The organism is Paenibacillus sp. J22P277 (assembly GCF_059383675.1).
Genome location: NZ_JBXENS010000002.1, coordinates 867,464 through 887,321, shown reverse-complemented (window position 1 = coordinate 887,321; position 19,858 = coordinate 867,464). Strand labels below are relative to the sequence as shown.

At 61.4% G+C, this 19,858-nt stretch carries 17 protein-coding genes; 15 read left to right on the top strand and 2 right to left on the bottom strand.

Going from position 1 to position 19,858, the window contains the following annotated elements; translation table 11 throughout:
* The first annotated feature begins 81 nt into the window (after nucleotides 1-81).
* Together AC50YL_RS08640 and AC50YL_RS08635 are read left to right on the top strand one after the other, a co-directional pair.
* On the top strand, nucleotides 82-1,179 hold the full coding sequence (locus AC50YL_RS08640; RefSeq protein ID WP_494831024.1) for a glycosyltransferase: 1,098 nt from the start codon (nucleotides 82-84) through the stop codon (nucleotides 1,177-1,179).
* On the top strand, nucleotides 1,176-1,796 hold the full coding sequence (locus AC50YL_RS08635; RefSeq protein ID WP_494831022.1) for a glycerol-3-phosphate acyltransferase: 621 nt from the start codon (nucleotides 1,176-1,178) through the stop codon (nucleotides 1,794-1,796). The genes AC50YL_RS08640 and AC50YL_RS08635 overlap by 4 nt, the downstream gene beginning before the upstream one ends.
* 268 nt (nucleotides 1,797-2,064) lie before the next feature.
* On the opposite strand, the gene AC50YL_RS08630 is transcribed toward AC50YL_RS08635, so the two are convergent.
* Nucleotides 2,065-3,528 carry a M81 family metallopeptidase gene (locus tag AC50YL_RS08630; RefSeq protein WP_494831020.1) on the bottom strand — a complete coding sequence of 488 codons (1,464 nt, stop codon included), beginning with the start codon at nucleotides 3,526-3,528 and terminating at the stop codon, nucleotides 2,065-2,067.
* The gene (locus AC50YL_RS08625) at nucleotides 3,525-4,301 is read right to left on the bottom strand and encodes a glucosamine-6-phosphate deaminase (RefSeq protein WP_494831018.1); all 777 of its coding nucleotides are present in this window, start codon (nucleotides 4,299-4,301) and stop codon (nucleotides 3,525-3,527) included. Before AC50YL_RS08625 ends, AC50YL_RS08630 begins: the two co-directional genes overlap by 4 nt.
* Nucleotides 4,302-4,530: 229 nt before the next feature.
* Between AC50YL_RS08625 and AC50YL_RS08620 the strand changes: the two genes are divergently transcribed.
* From AC50YL_RS08620 to AC50YL_RS08560, 13 genes are all read left to right on the top strand, one after another.
* On the top strand, nucleotides 4,531-5,553 hold the full coding sequence (locus AC50YL_RS08620) for a zinc-dependent alcohol dehydrogenase (protein WP_494831017.1): 1,023 nt from the start codon (nucleotides 4,531-4,533) through the stop codon (nucleotides 5,551-5,553).
* Between the two features lie 359 nt (nucleotides 5,554-5,912).
* Nucleotides 5,913-6,881 (top strand): CehA/McbA family metallohydrolase domain-containing protein, encoded by a 969-nt coding sequence (locus AC50YL_RS08615; RefSeq protein ID WP_494831015.1) that lies wholly within the window; start codon nucleotides 5,913-5,915, stop codon nucleotides 6,879-6,881.
* Nucleotides 6,882-6,891: 10 nt separating this feature from the next.
* Nucleotides 6,892-7,848, top strand: a complete 957-nt coding sequence (locus AC50YL_RS08610) for a CehA/McbA family metallohydrolase domain-containing protein (RefSeq protein ID WP_494831013.1) — start codon at nucleotides 6,892-6,894, stop codon at nucleotides 7,846-7,848.
* Nucleotides 7,849-7,857: 9 nt separating this feature from the next.
* Nucleotides 7,858-9,282: an MATE family efflux transporter gene (locus AC50YL_RS08605; RefSeq protein WP_494831012.1), complete on the top strand. Its 1,425-nt coding sequence runs from the start codon at nucleotides 7,858-7,860 to the stop codon at nucleotides 9,280-9,282.
* Nucleotides 9,248-10,366 carry a 2-aminoethylphosphonate--pyruvate transaminase gene (phnW, locus tag AC50YL_RS08600; RefSeq protein ID WP_494831010.1) on the top strand — a complete coding sequence of 373 codons (1,119 nt, stop codon included), beginning with the start codon at nucleotides 9,248-9,250 and terminating at the stop codon, nucleotides 10,364-10,366. The genes AC50YL_RS08605 and phnW overlap by 35 nt, the downstream gene beginning before the upstream one ends.
* Before the next feature lie 25 nt (nucleotides 10,367-10,391).
* A complete protein-coding gene (gene phnX / locus AC50YL_RS08595) occupies nucleotides 10,392-11,237 on the top strand; it encodes a phosphonoacetaldehyde hydrolase (protein WP_494831008.1) in 846 nt (281 codons plus the stop codon).
* Nucleotides 11,197-12,564 (top strand): aspartate aminotransferase family protein, encoded by a 1,368-nt coding sequence (locus AC50YL_RS08590; protein ID WP_494831007.1) that lies wholly within the window; start codon nucleotides 11,197-11,199, stop codon nucleotides 12,562-12,564. The genes phnX and AC50YL_RS08590 overlap by 41 nt, the downstream gene beginning before the upstream one ends.
* 125 nt (nucleotides 12,565-12,689) lie before the next feature.
* A complete protein-coding gene (locus tag AC50YL_RS08585; RefSeq protein ID WP_494831005.1) occupies nucleotides 12,690-14,099 on the top strand; it encodes an extracellular solute-binding protein in 1,410 nt (469 codons plus the stop codon).
* Between the two features lie 105 nt (nucleotides 14,100-14,204).
* Nucleotides 14,205-15,161: a carbohydrate ABC transporter permease gene (locus AC50YL_RS08580; RefSeq protein WP_494831004.1), complete on the top strand. Its 957-nt coding sequence runs from the start codon at nucleotides 14,205-14,207 to the stop codon at nucleotides 15,159-15,161.
* A 19-nt stretch (nucleotides 15,162-15,180) separates the two neighbouring features.
* Complete coding sequence (locus tag AC50YL_RS08575; RefSeq protein ID WP_494831002.1) at nucleotides 15,181-16,011, top strand: carbohydrate ABC transporter permease; 831 nt, start codon at nucleotides 15,181-15,183, stop codon at nucleotides 16,009-16,011.
* Complete coding sequence (locus tag AC50YL_RS08570) at nucleotides 16,008-17,123, top strand: ABC transporter ATP-binding protein (protein WP_494831000.1); 1,116 nt, start codon at nucleotides 16,008-16,010, stop codon at nucleotides 17,121-17,123. Before AC50YL_RS08575 ends, AC50YL_RS08570 begins: the two co-directional genes overlap by 4 nt.
* Before the next feature lie 51 nt (nucleotides 17,124-17,174).
* Complete coding sequence (gene pbfA, locus AC50YL_RS08565; protein WP_494830999.1) at nucleotides 17,175-18,539, top strand: (R)-1-hydroxy-2-aminoethylphosphonate ammonia-lyase; 1,365 nt, start codon at nucleotides 17,175-17,177, stop codon at nucleotides 18,537-18,539.
* Nucleotides 18,540-18,588: 49 nt separating this feature from the next.
* Nucleotides 18,589-19,365 (top strand): DeoR/GlpR family DNA-binding transcription regulator, encoded by a 777-nt coding sequence (locus tag AC50YL_RS08560; RefSeq protein ID WP_494830998.1) that lies wholly within the window; start codon nucleotides 18,589-18,591, stop codon nucleotides 19,363-19,365.
* Nucleotides 19,366-19,858 lie beyond the last annotated feature (493 nt).

Below are 19,858 nucleotides of genomic sequence, written 5' to 3'. Positions count from 1 at the left end.
CAATCTCTTGCAAAGCATGGAAGTTTCTAGAAATATATTTTATGATAGATTCATATCCTAAACTATTCAGGGGGTGAGGGTATGGGCTTGCTGATTCTAGCGCTGATGGCAGCCGCATGTGCCTCGGGCCATGTCTTGTTCCGCCGCAAAACGATTCCCGCCCGCAGCAGCCGGTCCCTCTCTCCGGGCAAGCTGTCCGTGATCATCCCGGCAAGAAACGAAGCGCATAACCTGCCTCATCTGCTTGGTTCGCTGCAAGCCCAGACCTTCGCTCCGTTCGAGATCATCGTCGTGGACGACGGCTCGGAGGATCGGACGAGAGCCGTCGCGGAGCTCTTCGGCGTGACCGTCATCCCCGGCACGCCGCCCCCGCCGGGTTGGACGGGCAAGAACTGGGCCGTCTGGAACGGCTACAAGCGCGCGACCGGCGATCTGATCGCCTTCCTCGACGCGGACGTCCGGCTCGCTCCCCGTGCGCTGGAATCGCTGCTTGCGGCGAGAGAAGAGGCCGGAGGCGTCGTCTCGGTGGTCCCCTACCATCACACGGAGAAGCTCTACGAGAAATTGGCGCTGGTTCCGAACATTCTGGGCGTATTCGCCTTCACGTCCCCGTTCGAGCGAACCAATCCGAAGAAGGGACTTTACGGGTCCTGCATCCTCACCGCCCGCGAAGATTACGAGAAGGCGCAAGGGCACGAGGCGGTCAAATCCGAGCTGCTGGACGATCTGAATCTCGGCGCCAAATTCATGGAGGCCGGCATTCCGGTCACCAATTTCATCGGCTGCGGCATGGTTTCCTTCCGCATGTATCCCGGCGGCATTCGCGGCGAGATCGAAGGATTCAGCAAAGGGGCGGCGCTCAGCACGAGCAAGCTGAACGGAAGGACGACGCTGTTCGTGGCCATATGGCTGATCGGCCTGATCGCCGCCGAAGCGGGACCTTTCGTGGTCGGCGTCTCGGGGGCGCTACCGCTGCTCGCCGGCTATGCGCTGTATACGGCGCAGATCTATTATTTCATCCGTTATACGGGGCGCTTCGGCAGGTGGCTGCCCGTGCTTCATGTGCTGAGCACCGTCTTTTTCCTCTACGTCATGCTTTACTCGCTCTACCAGGTCGTGTTCCTGGGGCGCGTCGCTTGGAAGGGAAGGCGAATCGAAGTGGGAGGCCGGAAAAATTGATCATCATCCTGTGGGCGGTCCTGTCCTTTCTGTCCGGTTCCCTCATGTTCTCGTATTGGCTCGGCCGGATGGCGAACCACAACCTGAAAAACATCGGCGACGGCAATCCCGGCGCGTTGAACTTGTGGAAGGCGGCGGGCTATTCGTACGGATTGGCGGGCATCGCGCTCGACTTTCTCAAGGGGTACGTCCCCCTGATCTGGATCGTGAAATTCGGCTCCGCGACCGGCTTCGGCATCGTGCTTCCGGCTGCCGCGGCGATCCTGGGCCATGCCTTTTCCCCTTTTCTCGGCTGGCGCGGAGGCAAGGCGATCGCGGTTACGTTCGGCGTGTGGAGCGCGCTGACCGGATTCGCCGCCTCGCTCGCGTATGCCATTATTCTCGCGCTGCTGCTGGCCGGTTCGCGGCTGTTCACGAGGGGGAAACCGACCTCTTCGGAGGCGGACGGCTTCCAGGTCGTGCTCGGCATGCTGCTGCTCTCGGTCTATCTGTTCGCCCGAGGGTATTCCGGCGCGATTCTGCTGTGCTGGCTGGCCAGCTTCCTGCTGCTCGCATACACGCACCGGAAGGAATTGCAGCGCTTCTTCGTGCACTACAGCCACAGCCGGGAACGGTAGCGGCCGGCCTGCGTATGCCCGCCAGATCGGAACCGAACGCCATTTCCCGGAGGGGCGGCCCGCGAAAGCATCCGCATTCCATGAAAAAAAGAAGCCCGACCGTCCGCGGTCGGGCTTTCGTTCGTTCAGTTCGTTCGTGCTGTCGGCGTTACCGGGCATGACCCGATAATGCCTTTTGTCCCGCATCAATCGGCTGCATCGGGCGAGCCGGCCGCTGATGGGGCAACCGCATACGCATCCGTTGCCCGCAAAGTGCCGTTTCCGTCGCTCACATCTCGTCGAGCGGATAGATCGGGCGTCTCAGCCGCCGGTAAGGCAGCTCCGACAACCGCTCGTCGGTATCGCCGGGCGTCAGCGCCAGGATCGTTCGCTCGGCCATCGCTTTGTAGGCAGGGCTCAAGTACCCGCTCTTGACGACCAACAGGTCGAAGTCGCCGGGCTGGAGGCCGAGCGCCTCCAGAATGGCGGGGTCGTAAACGGCGGTTCGTTTATCGGAGATGACGATCATGATGCCGCCGATCGCCGCGACCGCGTAATTCACGTCCATCACGGCGCCGGTGCGAAGAACGGCAGCGTGCAGCAACAGCGGCGACGGCGCGGTGTCATAGGGATTCAACCGTCCAAGCCGCAGCTCGGCAATGCCGCCGGTGCCTGCCGCCTCGCAGGCAAGCACGGCGGCCGGATCGAAAATGGTGGCAACCAGCGCCCGCTCGGCGCTTCGGGCGATGAGCGCCTGGACGACGAGGGTCACGTCCTGCGAGGCGCCGGCCGTCGGATTGTCGCCGGAATCGGAGAGGATCACGGGCTTGCGCGGTTCGCCCGCGGCAAGGTCGAGCGCTTCCTCGAGCATGGCCGCTTCGGTGGAGAAGGCGAATTCCCGCCGCTTCGCCCAGAACAGATCGGCAAGCCGGCGGGCGGCTTCGCGGAGATCCGCGCGCTCCTCCTCGAACCCGCTGACGATAGCCGCGCAGCCGCCGAACGGCGAGTCGGCCCAAGGAAAGCCGAGCAGATAGGAGGCGCTGCGCAGGCCGGCATTCGGGGCGCGCTCTTCCAGGCGCAGCGCGTCCATCAGGTCGCGCATGGGCTGCACGCCGGTCTCCGATTGTTCGCCCGCGATCAGGACGGGAATCTCCGCCCATTCGTTCACGAGCTTCCGCCCCGTGGCCAAGGCTTCGTGAAGCAGCTTGGCTGCCCGGGCTCCGGTATCGTATTCGTCGATATGCGGCGCCGTGCGATAGGCGGTGAAGGCATCGGCGTGCGCGATCATGGCCGCCGTCACCGTCGCATGCATGTCGAGCGCGCAGACGATCGGGAGGTCCCCTCCGACCGCGGCCCGGAGCCTCGCCAGCAGCTCGCCTTCGGAATCGTCGCAGCCCTCCGCGCACATCGAGCCGTGCAGCGCGAGGCAGATGCCGTCGATCGGACCGCAATCGGCGATGCCGTCCGCGATGCGGTCGCAGATCGCTTCGAAGGCTGCGGCCTCGATCAAGCCGGAGGGCAGCGCGCGGGCGAAGTAGACCGGCACGGCCTCGGCGCCCAAAGCGTCCAGCGTGCCAAGGATGCCGTCGAACACATTGCCCTTCCAGCGGGCAACCCCATGCACGTCTTGGCCGGCCGCGACGGTAAAGTCCGCCAGGCTCGTGCGCAGCGCGGTAAAGGTGTTGGTCTCGTGCATCATGCCGGCGACGGCGATTCTCGCTTTCTTCCCCGGATGCGCTTCGTCCTTGGTCATGCCCGCGCTCCGCGCCGTTCGGCCGCTTCGGCTTGCGCCTGCAGGTAGAGCGCCGCGGCGGCTTCGTCCAGCACGATCTCGGCGTTCGGATGAAGCTGGAGCAGCGTTGCCGGCACCTCGGTCGTGATCGGGCCAAGCAGCGCGCGGGCTACGATCTCCGCTTTGTCCTTGCCGACGGCGACGAGGTTGATCCGCCGGGATTTCATGACCGTGCCCCAGCCGAACGTGATGGCCGTCTCCGGCACGTCCTCGAGCTTGCCGCCGAACAGCGGCGCGTAGAGCCGGCGGTTGACGTCCGCGATGTCCGTCACGAAGCAGCGCGCGGGCAGGGAAGCGGCGGGCTCGATGAAGCAGATATGGCCGTTGATGCCGATGCCGACCAGCTGGTAATCGATGCCGCCATGGTCTTCGATGAACTGCTCCATGCGCTCGCATTCGGCAGCGGGGTCTTCGGCGGCGCCGTCCGGAATGAAGCGCCTGTCCTCGGCATGGCGGATATGGTCGAAGAAGTGGCGCTTCATGTACGTATAATAGCTTTCCTCATGCTCGCGGGGAATGCCGATCTGCTCGTCGGGGTTCACGAACCAGCAGGACGAGAGGTCGAGCCCGTTCGCCTGCTCCCTGGCGATCAGCTCCCGGTAAATGCCGGTGCGAAGCGGCGTGTTGCCGGTCGTCCAGGCGATCAGGGCCTCCGGCTTCGCGGATGCGGTTTGCGTTACTTGGTCGGCAATGTAGGGGCCGATTTGGTCAAGCGGTAGGATATGTACCTTCAATGTGCTGCTGCCTCCTTGGTATTCCGATGATCGCGCCGACAGCTCAGCGTTCGCTGCCGCCGCCCATTAAGCATGGCAAATCGCGAAGGAATTGTCGATACCGCGAAGCGAACATTTGGTGCACTCGTTTGATGCGCATTGTCCGTTTGCGCTGTTCGCCGGCATCCGTTGCGGCGTATAATAGAGTCGTCAAGGCGATTACGGAAGATTTTCGGGGGAGGCAATGGCCATGAAAACGAAAGCGTGGTACGTCAAAGCGCCGTTCGAATTCGAGCTGCGCGAAGGCGAGCTGGGGGAAATCCGCGACGACGAGGTATTGATCCATGTAAAGGCATGCGGAATTTGCGGGACGGACATGACGAGCGCGAAGATGACCGCGGCGGAATGGGAAGCGATCGGGCATGAGATTTCCGGCGTCGTGGTGCGCAAGGGCGCGCGCGTCTCGCATGTCGAGGAAGGCTCTTCGGTTACGCTGGAGACGAGCACGTACTGCCGGAACTGCGAGTTGTGCCGGGACGGGCGGTACGATCTGTGCAATAAGGGGCCAAGCTTCTGGGGCCGTAATTTCTCCATGGGCTTCGCGGAATATATCGTCGCTCCGATGGAGGTCGTCGTGCCGTTCGAAGGCCTTTCCTTCGCGGTCGCCTCGCTCGTGGAGCCGCTCGGCGTCGCGGTCGATCTGACCGAGGTCGTCGACATCCGGATGGGCGACGACGTGCTGGTGGTGGGCCTCGGCCCGATCGGCCTCATGGCGCTTCGGCTCGCGAAGCTGCGGGGGGCGCGCAAGATCTACGCGGCGGCACGCTCGCATTCCGTCAAGCGGATCGAGACGGCGCTGGCGTTCGGCGCGGACGAGATCATCTATACGGACAAGACCCCGCTCGACACCTATGAATTCGAGCGCGGCGGCGTAGACCGGGTGCTCGTCACGGCGCCGCCCGCGACGATTCCGTCCACGTTCAAGGCGGCGCGGACCGGCGGCGTCATCGGCTATATCGGCATCGAATTCGGGCCGGGCGCGACGATCGCGTTCGACGCGAACGAATTTCATTTCAAGAAGCTGCAGCTGCGCGCTTCGCATGCCACGCCGGCGCTGTTCTTCCCCAAATGCATCGAGCTGCTCCGCTCGGGCGCGGTCGACGGCGAAGCGCTGGTCACGCATACGTTCGGCCTCGAAGGGTTCGCGGACGCGATGAAGGAACTGCGCGACGACCGCGGCTCCGCGATCAAGATGGTCATGGTCAACGAATAAACGGATCGCGCCGGAACGAATGAAGCGCGTCGTATGCGCACAAGGCATACGGCGAGTAACGCGCCGCAAGAATATGAGCAGTAAGCCCGTCCGCAATGCGGTCGGGCTTTTTTTTGCTTGTTGTTGTATTTCGTGAAACGCCGAAAGAACCTTGGGGGATGATCGCGGACTTCAGAAGGCATCTCATCGGGAAACAGGAAAATCCGCCCTATCACATAGCTTTTTCGCGATCAATGTTAACCGGATGTTAAATCTTCCGCAAACGGTTGAATTGGGGATAGCGTCATTGTATGCTGATAACAAACAACAAGATAACAACTAATTACAATATAAAACCAAATGGAGGCTCTCGACAAACAATGAAGGACATCATTCTTTTGGATCGCAGCAAAGCCATGTACAAAGGAAACCTGCATCTGCATACGACCTGGTCGGACGGCAGGCTGCCGGCTTTGGAAGTCGTGGAGGTCTTCAAGGCAAAGGGCTATCATTTCATCTCGATCAGCGATCATGACGTATACGCGCGTACCGAGGATTTCAACACGGACGCCTTCATCACGCTTCCGGGCACGGAACGGGGCGAGCTGAATCCCATGGCCGACAAGAACCCGGGGTATCACTTCGGCGTCTTGGACGATCCGACGGTCGAGCCGGAGCTGGCGCGCTACGGCCATCTGGAGCATTTCCCGACGCCGGTGCCGTGGGACGGCGACCATTCGCCGCAGCTGCTCATCGACGAACTGCGCGCGCACGGCAACCTCGTCGTGTTCAACCATCCGGAATGGCATCTGACGCGTTTCGACGACATGGTGAAGTACGACGGCTTCTTCGCCGTCGAGATCTACAACCACTCCACGGAGTGGTCGACGGCAAGCTCCTACGGCGCGGCGTATTGGGACCATGCGCTTCAGAACGGCAAGCGCGTCTTCGGCATCGCGTCCGACGATTCGCACGGCCACGAGGAAGGATGGAAGATCCCCGAATACGGCGGCGGCTGGATCCAAGCGCAGGCGGAGGCCCTCAACCAGACCGAGGTGATCCGCAGCCTGAAGGCGGGCAGCTTCTATTCCAGCTCCGGTCCGGAAGTATACGACCTGCGCGTCGAGGACGGCGAACTCAAGATCGAATGCTCCCCGTGCAAGTTCATCATGTTCAAAGCGTTCCCGCAGCGCGGCCCGTTCATGGGCAACTTCGAGTCGGGCAAGCCGCTCACGCAGGCGTCCATGCAGATCGAGGCGGACATGACGTACATTCGCGTGGAATGCGTCGATTTCGAAGGCAACGTCGCGTGGACGAATCCGGTGTTCGTGGCCGATTTGCTGGAATAGGAGAGATACGATGAGATCCGTAATTTACTTGGACGGCGCCAAACGCAAATACAAAGGCAATCTTCATACGCATTCGACCCGCAGCGACGGGCGGTACGCGCCCGAAATCGTCATTCAGGCTTACAAGGACAACGGCTACGACTTCATGTGTCTGAGCGATCACGAGATTTACTGGAAGTCCGACGCCTTCGACGACGAGCGCTTCATCCTGCTGGACGGCTACGAGATGGCCTGCGAGATGAGCTGGCGGGAGACGGGCCAGCAGTATCACATCCACGGCCTGCTGGACCGCTCGCTCGGCTCGGACGACGAGTTCGGGCACGACGAGGAGCACGCCAAGCCGGATTACGAGGACCTCGGCACGATTCAAGCGCTGATCGACGAGATGCGGGCGAAGGGCAACCTCGTCATCATGAACCACCCGACCTGGTCGCGCAACAAGCCGGAGGATCTGCTGGAATTGCGGGATTACTTCGCCCTCGAGATCTACAACCACCAGTCCGAGCTCGACGAGGCGGTCGGCTACGGCGTGCGGCATTGGGATTACTTGCTCAGCCATGGCCGCAAAGTGTTCGGCATCGCGGCGGACGACGCCCACGGCGGTCCGTTCGACGCCGCCATCCAGGAATTCTTCGGCGGCTGGATCGCCGTGGAAGCGGGCGAGCTGAAGCAGGAAGCGATCATCGCCGCGCTCAAGTCCGGCAGCTATTATTCGTCGAACGGGCCGGAGATCTACGACCTGCGGGTCGAAGACGGCTACCTGAAGGTGGAATGCTCCGACGTGAAATTCATCAAATTCATCACGCACCCGTTCAACGGGCGCACGATTTTCAACCCGGACGCTTCGCCGGTCCGGAGCGGATCCTTCCGCATCGACGGGGAAGAGCTGTACATTCGCGTGGAATGCGTCGATTTCGAGGGGAACGTCGCCTGGTCGAACCCGGTCTTCCCGCACGAGCTGCGGTAAGAGGCGCCGATGAACGCCGCCGGCCAAGAACGGACCTTCCGCCAAGACGTCGCGAAACTAGTCATCCCGTCCGTGCTTCAGATGCTGGTCGGCAATTCGTTCTCGCTTATCAACACGCTCATGGTCGGCCGGCTGGGCGATACGGCGATCGCCGCCGTCGCCGCGGTCGGCCAGATCGGTTTTATCATGAGCATGCTTTTATCGGCCATTTACGGCATTAACGCATTTATTACGCAGTTCCATGGCAAGCAGGACACGGCGTCCGTTCATCAAGCGTTCGGCCTCATGCTGCTATCTGGCACGTCCGTCACGCTGGCGCTCGTCGCCGCGGTATTCTTCCTGCGAGAGCCGATCCTCTCCGCGTTCATCAACGATCCTGCCGCCGTCGCGTACGGCGCGCAGTACTTGACCGTGCTGCTCGTGGTGTATGTCGTGAACGCCGTGAAGGACGCCTACGGCAGCGCCCTCGGCGCGATCGGCCAAGTCCGGCTGACGCTGATCGTCGGCCTCGTCGCGATGTCGGTCAACGTCGCGCTCGATTATGCCTTGATCTACGGCCGTTTCGGCTTCCGGGAATACGGCATCGCCGGCGCCGCCTGGTCCACGCTCGTCTCGTCGCTCGTCGGCGCGGCCGCGCTGATCGGGTACGTGTACGCCAGGCGATTCGCCTTCAACGTGTCCCTGCGGGAGATCGTGTCGTTCGATTTCGCCTTCGCCAAGCGCGTGTACGCGACGACCTTGCCGCTCGTGTTCCACGAAGGGCTTTGGTCGTTCGGCAATATGCTGTACGCCGTCGCCTTCGGCTACATGGGCGTCTCCGCGCTGGCGACGTTCCAGCTTGCCCGGACGTTCAACGGCTACTTCATGATGGGCATCTTCGGACTGGCTTATGCGGCCAACGTGATGATCGGCCGGAAGCTCGGCCAGGATCGTTACGACGAAGCCATCCTCTACGCGCGCAAATTCACGAAGCTCGCGGTTGTCCTCGCGCTGGCCGCCGGCGCGGCAATCGCGGCTTTGAGCCCTTATATCGCGCGCTTGTTCAACCATGCGAGCGCGGAGATGCAAACCCATTTCGAGCATATCATGTTCATTCAGGCGGGCGTCATGCTGGCGTACTTTCTCAATAATCTCTGGATCGTCGGCTTGTTCAGGGCCGGCGGGGACAACGCGTACACGATGAAGCTGATTCTCGTCACGACGTGGCTGATCGCGCTGCCGCTCGTGTTCGCGGGGGCGTACCTGTTTCATTGGCCGGTCGAATGGGTCTATCTCATGTTCGCCCTCGAGGAAGTGGCGAAGGCATGCATCGGCTATTTCCGATACCGCTCGAACCGATGGGCGGTCAATCTCGCGCAACCGTTTAACCACCTTAACGATAGGAAGGGGCGACTCCGACATGACAGACGCGCCGAGACACGACGAGCATTATAAACTCTTGACCCCGGGCCCGCTCAGCACCACGCGTACGGTGAAAGAGGCCATGCTGAAAGATTGGTGCACCTGGGACGACGAGTACAACATGCTGGTCCAGGCGATTCGCCGCCGGCTGTTGGCGGTAGGCGAGGCCGGCGAAGCAACGTATACGGCCGTGCTTCTGCAGGGAAGCGGCACCTTCGGCGTGGAAGCGGCCATCGGCACGGTCGTGCCGGCAAGCGGCAAGCTGCTCATCCTCGCGAACGGCTCGTACGGGGAGCGCATGGGGCAGATCGCGCGGGTGCTGGGCATCGCGCATGCCGTCCTGAACGGTCCCGCGGATCAACCGCTCGATCCGGACGCTCTGGAAGCGGCGCTTCGGCAAGAACCCGACATCACGCACGTGGCCTTCGTCCATTGCGAGACGACGACGGGCATTCTGAACCCGCTGGAGCGCTTGTCCGCCGTCGTCAAACAGCACGGCAAAACGCTGATCGTCGACGCGATGAGCAGCTTCGGCGGCATCCCGATCGCCGTGGAAGCGCTCGGCATCGATTACCTGATCAGCAGCGCGAACAAATGCATTCAAGGCGTGCCGGGCTTCTGCTTCGTGCTCTGCCGCAAGTCGGCGCTCGATGGCTGCCGCGGTCAAGCCCGGTCGCTCTCGCTGGACCTGTACGATCAAGGCCGCCAGATGGACGAGGAGTCCGGCAAGTGGCGTTACACGTCGCCGACCCATGTCGTGCGGGCGTTCGATCAGGCGCTGACGGAGCTCGAGGAAGAAGGCGGCACGGCGAAGCGGCACGAACGCTATGTCCGGAACCAACGGACGCTCGTCCGCGTCATGGAGGACGCGGGCTTCGAGCCGTATCTGCCGGAGGAACGCCAGTCGCCGATCATCACGACGTTCCATTACCTTGCGGACGAAGGCTTTTCGTTCGAGTCGCTGTACGGGTTCTTGAAGACGCGGGGCTTCGTGATCTATCCCGGCAAATTAACCGACGCGGACGTCTTCCGCATCGGCTCGATCGGCGATATACACGAATCGGACATGGAAGAATTGGGCCGTGCGGCCGCCGATTACGTTCATCAGCTTAGATAACGACAATAGAAAGGGGCGCAACCCCATGACGACGATAAAAGGCATTATCATGGATTGGGCGGGAACGGCGGTCGATTACGGCTGCATGGCTCCCGTCCACGTATTTCTGGAGATCTTCCGGTCGATCGGCATCGAGCCGACGATGGAGGAGGTGAGGGCGCCGATGGGCACGCTCAAACGCGATCATATCAAGGCGATGCTCGAAATGCCGCGGATCGCGGAGGCGTTCCATACGCAGACCGGAAGGGCGCACGACGAGGGCGACATCGACCGCCTGCACGATCAATTCGAGCCGAAGCTGCTCGCGATCCTGCATCGGTTCGCCGAGCCGCTGCCCGCGGTGCTGGATACGGTGGGAACGCTGCGCAAGCGCGGCTACGCGATCGGCGCGACGACCGGCTACAACGACGCGATGATGAGCATCGTGGCGAAGAAGGCCGAGGAGAACGGCTACGCGCCGGACTATTGGCTGACGCCGGATGCCGTAGGAGGCCGGGGGCGCCCGTATCCGTACATGATCTTCGACAACATCGTTCGGCTGGACATGGGCTTGCCCGAACAGGTCGTCAAGGTCGGCGATACGGTCTCCGACATGCAGGAAGCGCGGGCGGCCGGCGTCTGGGCGGTCGGCGTCGTGAAGGGCAGCTCCATGCTGGGGCTGACGGAAGAGGAAGCGCGCGCGATGGATCCCGCGGCGCTCGCGGAACTCGCCGCCGAAGCCGAGGCCCGGTTCCGCGCAAGCGGCGCGCATGCCGTCATCGACGATCTGTCGGCGCTTCCGGCCGCGATCGACGCGATCGACGCCGTGCTGGCGAAAGGAGGGCGCCCGGGTGGAACTGAAACCGTACATGCGAACGGAGGGGGACATTAACCTCTCCGCGGAGCGCGCGCGCTGGCAGGAAGACAACCTGAGCGCGGAAGCGCTCGAGGTGCTGGAGGAGGACGGACGTTACTTCCTTCACCAATCGATGTCCACGCCGTGCTTGAACGTCATCACGAACGCGGAGGGCATCTACCTGGAGGACATGGACGGCCGGCGCTACATGGATTTCCACGGAAACAGCGTGCACCAGGTCGGGCACAAGAACCGCTACGTCATCGACGCCATGAAGAACCAGCTCGACGAGCTGCCGTTCCTGCCGCGGCGCTTCACGAACCCCGTGGCCGTGCAGCTCGCGAAGAAGCTGGCGGAGCTCGCGCCGGGCGATCTCAATAAAGTGCTCTTCACGCCCGGCGGCACGAGCGCGATCGGCATGGCGTTGAAGCTGGCGCGCAAGGCGACGGGCAAATTCAAAACCATTTCCACGTGGGATTCGTTCCATGGCGCGGGGCTCGACGCGATCTCGGTCGGCGGCGAAGGCGTGTTCCGCAGCCGGATGGGTCCGCTGCTGCCGGGGACGGAGCATATGATGCCCTACAATTCGTACCGCTGCTTCATCGGCGATTGCGACGGCTGCGGTCTCAAATGCCTGGATTACCTCGAATACATGCTGGAGCGGGAAGACGACGTCGGCGCCATCGTGATGGAGCCGATCCGCAGCACGGACGTGCAAATTCCGCCGAAAGCGTATTTCAAACGGCTGCGGGAGCTGTGCGACAAGTACGGCGCGCTGCTCATTCTGGACGAGATCCCGACCGCCTTCGGCCGGACGGGGACGATGTTCGTGCACGAGCATTACGACATCGTGCCGGACATCGTCGCGATCGGCAAAGGCTTCGGCGGCGGCGTGTTCCCGATGGCGGGCATCATCGCGCGCGAAGGCTTGGACGTCGCGCAGGACATCTCGCTCGGCCATTACACGCATGAGAAAAGCTCCGTCGGCTGCGCGGCGGCGCTCGCGACGATCGCGTACATCGAGCAGAACGGGCTGCTGGAGCACGCGCGCCGGATGGAAGACGTGTTCGCGCGCCGCCTCGGAGAGATGAAGGAGCGCTATGCTTCGGTCGGGGATGTCCGCGTGAAGGGCATGCTGGCCGCCATCGAGCTGGTCACGGACCGCGTCACGAAGGAGAAAGCGATCGAGCAGGCGGAGAAGGTGATGTACCGCTGCATGGAGCGCGGCCTGAGCTTCAAGGTCGCCAGCGGCAACGTGCTGACGCTGGTACCGCCGCTGATTGCCACGCAGGAGCAGATCGAGGAAGCCTTGGACATCGTGGAAGAAGCGATCCGCGATGTTTTTATGTCAAAAACAACATAATAATAAATAAATCAACAACAAAACAAATTATTTACTTTGATTTAATCGTCCATTAACATGTCCGCCGTATACTTGGTCTTGTAAGGTTGAAAAACTCAAGAGAACGCATGGGAGGGTATACGGCAGTGAAAAAGCTTGCTGGTGTAGCTTTAACAGTGGTGATGAGCGTCGGGATTCTTGCTGGATGCGGGAGCGCGAACAATTCCGCCGATACGGCGAACGGAACGGGAAGCGAAAACGCGGCCGCGGGCAACGGGAATGGCGGAGCGGGCAACGCGGAAGCCAAGGTCGTGACGATCTCCGTCCGCGAGAACACATGGGGCGCGCGGAAGGACAACTTCCTGGAAGCCGAGAAACGCGTGAACGAAGAGCTCAAATCCAAGAACGTTCAAATCAAGCTCGACTGGTGGCCCGGCATCGACGACGATCAGCTCGTCCTGCAGGCGCAAGCCGGCAAAGTCGCCGACGTATTCATCAACTCCAGCGTCGATATCGGCTGGGAACGCGACGCGGGCCTCATCCGCGACATCGATTGGGTCAAGGATTCCAAGGTATTCGCGAACGTGCCGGACTCCTACGCGAACATCATGAACTATGACGGCCATTACTACGGCGCGATTCAGGACATGGACGCTTCGCCGGTCTTCATCAGCCGCAAGGCCTTGACGGGACTGGGCTGGACGGAGGAGCAGATCGGCGGCTTGAAGGCGCGCGTCGACAGCGGCGACTTCACGTTCGGCGACCTGGTCAACCTGGCGGACGACGCCAAGAAGAAGGGTCTGGTCAAAACCGGCTTCGCGGTCGAGGATACGCGCTTCGAAGGCTGGAACTACGCTTTCGGCAGCTTCAACTACGATCCGGCGACGAACAAGCTGCTGCTGAACATGAAAGCGAAGGACGTCTACGCGTTCTGGGCGGACGCGAAGAAACGCGGCGTCATCGCGGAAGGCATCGGCGACGTCGATACCGACAAAGCCGCTCCGATGTTCGTGAAAGGCGAGATTTTCGCCGAGTTCGCCCGCACGGAGTTCTACCAAATGATGCGCGACGCGAACGGCATGAAGGACGATATCGCGGGCTACGACAAATGGTTCGGCGAGAACGTCGTTTGGATTCCGGTGCCGTCCGCGGAGAAGGGCGGCAAGCCGGTATCGTACAGCAACCCGGCCATGATCTTCGTCGGCGCCAAGGTCGACGACGAGAAGATGCCTTACGTGCAAAGCCTGATCGAGCACGTGCTGGATCCGGACCTGCAGATCAACCACACGATCGCGAGCGGCAAGCTGCCGGTTACGCCGGAAGCGCAGGAAGATCCGCGGTTCAAGGAAATGTCCTTCTATAAGGATCATGCCTACCTCGTCGAATTCACGAAGACGCGTCCGGCGCTTCCGGACTACGCGACCTTCATGAAAGGCTACACCCTCGGCGTGGACGCGATCCTGACCAAGGGCAAATCCGCCGACGAAGCGTTCGACATCTTTGCCAAGGAAGTCCAGCAAAACGTGCCGGCAGACCGCGTCACCATCGAGAAATAATCGTTGCGATCGCGCGGCGGCACGCCGCATAAGGCACGGGCGCTCTAATCAAGGTTAGGGCGCCTTGCCATTTCCAAGCCGAAGGGAAGCAGGTGTTAACTTCGCATGAACCAGATGGAAACCGCCGTCAGTCCGCTAGAGATCGCCGAGAAACCATACCGCAAGCCGATCCGCAAAGTCATTTATCCGTATCTGTTCATCCTGCCGTTCGCGCTGCTCGTGCTGGTGTTTTTCATCGTTCCGGCGATCGCGACGGTGCTGATGTCCTTTACCGATCTGAACGTATCCATGAAGCCGCATTTTATCGGCTTCGCGAATTTCAAGCGCATCTTCACCGACTATAACCTGCCCGAGCTGCTGAGCCACTCGGCCGTATTCGCCGTGCTGTCGCTCGTCGTCTCGCTGCTGTTCGCCCTCATCATCGCGATCGCGACCCAATATTTTCTCAAGGGGAAAGTATCGGCCGTCATCTATCGCGTGCTGTGGCTCATTCCCAGCATCATTCCGTCCGTCGTGTACGTGACGTTCTGGAAATTCATCTTCGATCCGACCGAGGGCGGCCTGATCAACGATCTGCTCCACCGGATGGGCATCATCTCCGACCCGGTGTCCTGGTTCACGAAAGGCGCCATGGCGATCGTCATCCTGGCGACCATCGTCTCGACGATATCCGGCGGCATGATCCTGCTCTCCGCCGCGATCAACTCCATACCGGAAGACCTGTACAAAGCGGCGCGCGTCGATGGGGCAAGCGAGAAATCGGTCATTCTGAAGATCATCCTGCCCACGCTCAAATGGCCGCTCATGTACATTACGATATCCGATCTGATCGGCTTCGTGTCCTCGTACTTCTTCATCATGCTGCTGACGCAGGGCGGCCCGATGCGGGACACGACGACGTTGTCGCTGTACGCGTACGAGCAGGCGTTCAAACTGCACTATTACGGCTACGGTTCCGCCGTGGCGATGATCGTCGTCTTCATCTCCCTTGCGCTGACGCTGCTGCTGATCCGCTTGTTCGATTTCGACCAGATGATCAAGCCTTCCCGAATCGAAGACTGACCGTTACGGAGGTATATGCATGTCGACCAGTACGTTGAAAAAAGCGCTCGTGCACACCTACATGGTCTTGTTCACGCTCCCGATCGTGGGCATGATCGCCTGGTATTTCCTGGCGGCGACGATGAATTTCACGACCCACGCGTTCACGCTCGAGAACTTCGCGTTCTTCACGCGAGCGGTGGAATACGAGGGCGTCGAGCTGCCGATGATCTGGCCGATCGTCCGCAATACGATCGTCTACTCGCTCTTGATCGTCCTGATCGAGGTGAGCGTCGCCGTGCCGACGGCTTATGCCTTCTCCCGGCTCGACTTCAAGGGGAAGCGCGCGGCGATGAAGTTCCTGTTCCTGATGCGCTCGTTTCCCGGCAACACGCTCATCATCGCGATTTTCGCCATCATCTTTCAGATGGGGCTGTTCAACACCTACCTGGGCATCATTCTCGTGGCGACCACGGGGTCGCTGCCCGGCCTCGTCTACATCATGAAGGGCTTCTTCGACGAAGTGCCATGGGATATCGAATGGGCGGCGATGGTGGACGGCACGACCCGGTTCGGCGCGTTCCGGAAAATGCTCGTGCCCTACGTGTTCTCCGGCATCGGCGCGATCGCGGTCTTCGCGTTCCTCGGCGCCTACGGGGAATGGTTCCTGTTCCAGCTGCTGCTGTTCAACGACGACCTGATGACGCTCGCCGGCTACCTCGCCAAGCTCGTCACGAAGGACAGCCAGATCATCAATTACGGTCTCATTACCGCCATTGGCTTGTTCTACACGCTGCCGGTCGTCGTGTTCTATATCTTCACCCAGAAAATGTTCATGAAGGTCAACTTAGGAGGCGTGAAGCAATCATGATAACGCTGCGGAATATCGTGAAAGCCTACGACGGCAAGAAGGAGAGCGGCCGGGCGGTGGACGGCCTCAACCTGGAGATCAAGAAGGGCGAGTTCGTCGCGCTGCTGGGGCCTTCCGGCTGCGGCAAGACGACGACGCTGATGATGCTTGCGGGACTCCTGAAGCCGACCTCGGGCGAGATTTACTTCGGCGACAAGATGGTCAACCATGTCGAGCCGAAGGACCGCAATATCGGCATGGTGTTCCAATCCTACGCGCTCTATCCGCATCTCACGGTGCGCGACAATATCGCCTTCCCGCTGCGCGAACGGAAGATTCCGAAGGCGCAGGCGTACGAACGGGCGAAGGAGATCGGGCGCATCGTGCAGATCGACCATCTGCTCGACCGCAAGCCGGCGCAATTGTCCGGCGGACAGCAGCAGCGCGTCGCGATGGCGCGGGCGCTCGCGAAGGATCCCGACATTCTGCTGCTCGACGAGCCGATGTCCAATCTCGACGCCCGGCTGAAGCTGGACGTGCGCGACGAGATCCGCAAGCTGCAGCGGGAGCTCGGGGTGACGACGATCATCGTCACGCATGATCAGGAAGAGGCGCTCGCGATCTCCGACCGCGTCGCGATCCTGAACGACGGCAAGATCCAGCAGTACGCGCCGCCGCACGAGCTGTTCAGCCAGCCGGTCAATCTGTTCGTGGCCAGCTTCCTCGGCAACCCGCCGATGAACCTGATCGAAGGCCGCATACACGAGGATAACGGGACGCAGCTCGTCGTGACGAACGGCTTCGGCTTCGCGATCCCGGAGGCGCGCCGGCTGGGCAAGGAGCATCTCGGCAAGCCGGCGCAGCTCGGCATACGTCCGCATGATCTGACGCTGACGGATGCGTCCGACGCGCTCGGCATTCCGATGCGGGTCGACCTGATCGAGCATCTCGGCAGCGGCAAGCTGGTGAAGGTCATCGATCCGGGCATGAAGCTCGGCGGCATGATCCGGATGCTGACGGACAACGAAGCGCCGGTACGGGTCGGCGATACGGTCTACATGCGCATTCGCGGCGACAAGTTCCACTTGTTCGACACGACCGCGAACGGCGCCAACCTGATGCAGTACCGATAGCGCGATCGTCAGTTTGTCAATTGTCACAGATTCGCGGGGAGGCGGAGAGAATTGGAATACAGCCGGGAACAGGGAGACATCAACGCGACCGATTCGCGAAGCAGGTATTGGGCGCGTAATTTGTCGCCGGCCGCGCGGACGGTCTTCGACGAAGACAACCGGTATTTCCTGCATCAAAGCTTGTCCACGCCGGTGCTGAACGTGCTCTCGAAGGCGGAAGGCATCCATATCTACGATATGGAGGGCTGCGCCTATATCGACATGCACGGGAACGGCGTACATAACGCCGGCTTCAATAACGACGACGTCATCGAGGCCGTCGTCGCGGCGCTGCGCGACAAGAATACGTTCACGCCGCGGCGCTATACGAATACGCATGCCGTCGCGCTGGCGAAGAAGCTGGTCGAGATCACGCCGGAAGGGCTCGACCGCGTGCTGTTCGCGCCGGGCGGCTCGGAAGCGATCGAGATGGCGGTCATGCTGGCCAAGCAGGTCACCGGCAAATGGAAAACGATCTCCTTCTGGGATTCCTACCACGGGAACGGCTTCCAGGCTTCGAGCGTCGGCGGCGAGCGGCTGTTCAAGACGGGCAACGGGCCGATGGTGCCCGGCGCCCTGCACGTGGAGTTTCCGAATTATTACCGCAATCCGTGGGGCTTCGATACGGAGGAGGCGGTCGACGGCGAGATCCTTCGGCAGATGGAGCTGCTGTTCGAGCGCGAGGGCGACATCGCCTGCGTCATCGGCGAGCCGATCTCGTCCACGCCGATCGTGCCGAGCGGCCGCTTCTGGGAACGGGTCAAGGCGCTGTGCGAGAAGCACGGCGCGCTGCTGATATTCGACGAGATCATCGAAGGCTTCGGCCGCACGGGCCGCATGTTCGCCTGCGAGCACAGCGTCACGCCGGACGTGCTCGTCCTCGGCAAGTCGCTCGGCGGCGGGCTGCTGCCGTTCGCGGGCATCGTGACCCATGAGCGCTATAACGTGCTCCAGCATGTCTCCATCGGGCATTTCACGCACGAGAAGAACGGGCTGTGCGCCGCGGCGGGACTCGCGATGATCGCGTACGTGCAGCGACACGGGCTTGCGGAGCAGGCGGACCGCGTCGGCCGATTCGCGCTGGACTGGCTGGAGGGGCTGCGCGCCCGTTGTCCGCTCGTCGGCCACGTCGGCGGCGTCGGCTTGCATATCGGCATCGAGCTCGTGAAGGACCGCGCGACGAAGGAGAAGGCACCGGCGGAAGCCGAAGCCGTCCTGTATAAAGCGATGGAGCGCGGCGTGGCGTTCAAGATCATCGAAAGCAACGTCATCACGCTTCGGCCGTCCCTGCTCATTACGGAGGAGCAGATGCGCGGCGCGCTGGAAATCATCGAAGCCTGCATCCGCGAAGTCGCGGGCGGAAGCTATTACGAGTAAGCGGTTTTTGTTATAATTAGGCTACAAATCGACATAAGGGGAGAACGGCATGTCCCTCGCGGGCGAAGAACGAAAACGCGACATCCTCGCGATGCTGAACAAGAAGGGGAAAGTCAACGTCAACGAGCTTGCGCAGAAGTTCGAGGTCACGACCGAGACGATCCGGCGCGACTTGGACGAGCTGGAGAAGGAGAACAAGCTCAAGAAGGTGTACGGCGGCGCGGTGAAGTTCACGAACGAGATCGAGCCGGCGTACAACGAGCGGGAAGTCAGCCATGCGGAGGAAAAACGGTTGATCGGTTCGCTCGCGGCGAATCTGATCGACGACAACGACGTGCTCGTTATCGACGAAGGCAGCACGGCCATGCAGATCATTCATCATCTGGAGGGGAAACGCGACCTCACGATCCTCGTGTGCGCCATTCCGGCGCTGACGCTGCTGATCGAGTACCAGAAGCGGGGCGTCTTCGACGGCCGAATCATTTTCATCGGCGGGGAAGTCAACGCGAAGCATCTGCGGGTCGCCGGCCCGATCGCGGAGAAGATGATGGAGGATTTCTACGTGAACAAATCGTTCATCTCCGTGGACGGGGTGTCGCTCGAGAACGGCCTTACGGGCTTCGATTACGAGCGGGCCTTGTTCACGCGCAAGCTGATCCGCTGCTCCGAGACCGCGATCGTCGTCGCGGATTCGTCCAAGATCGGCAAACGGACCGTGGCCAAGATCGGCGAGATCTCGGACGTGCATTACATCGTCTCGAACGGCGAGCCTCCCGCAGGATGGCAGGAAGCGCTGCGGGATATGGGGCTGACCTGGATCGCGTAAGAGCGGGCGTTTGGCCGGAGGAAGCGATTGCCAATCGTTGCAATTCTTCGTTGTCCTATGTTAAGATGACGATACTTGAACCGAAACGGAGGGTTACGTGTGATAGACTTTATCCGATTGAGAACTTTGCGCGGCTAATTGAATAGCGCCAAGGCTCTGCCCCTGTGCAGAGGACTCAGGATAGGTCTGTCCCATTAAAGGTAACCCGAAGCTTGACCAAGACGCGAGAAGAACCCGGACCCGAAGCGGTCCGGCGGCTCGCGTTACCTTTAATCATATTCGGAACGCGCATCGTCGACACCCGCCGCTCATGGCGGGCCTCTTGACGCAGGCGATGCTCCGATACGACCTTCTGCCGCGCCGGAAGCTTATGGCTTCCCGGTGCATGAACGGCAGCATTCCGGATTCCTCTTTCGTGATGCGAAAACGCACAGGCCAGCGCGCCCGTGCGTTTTTTTGGCTTTCTCTCTAGGCCCTAATCAAAGGAGGATTC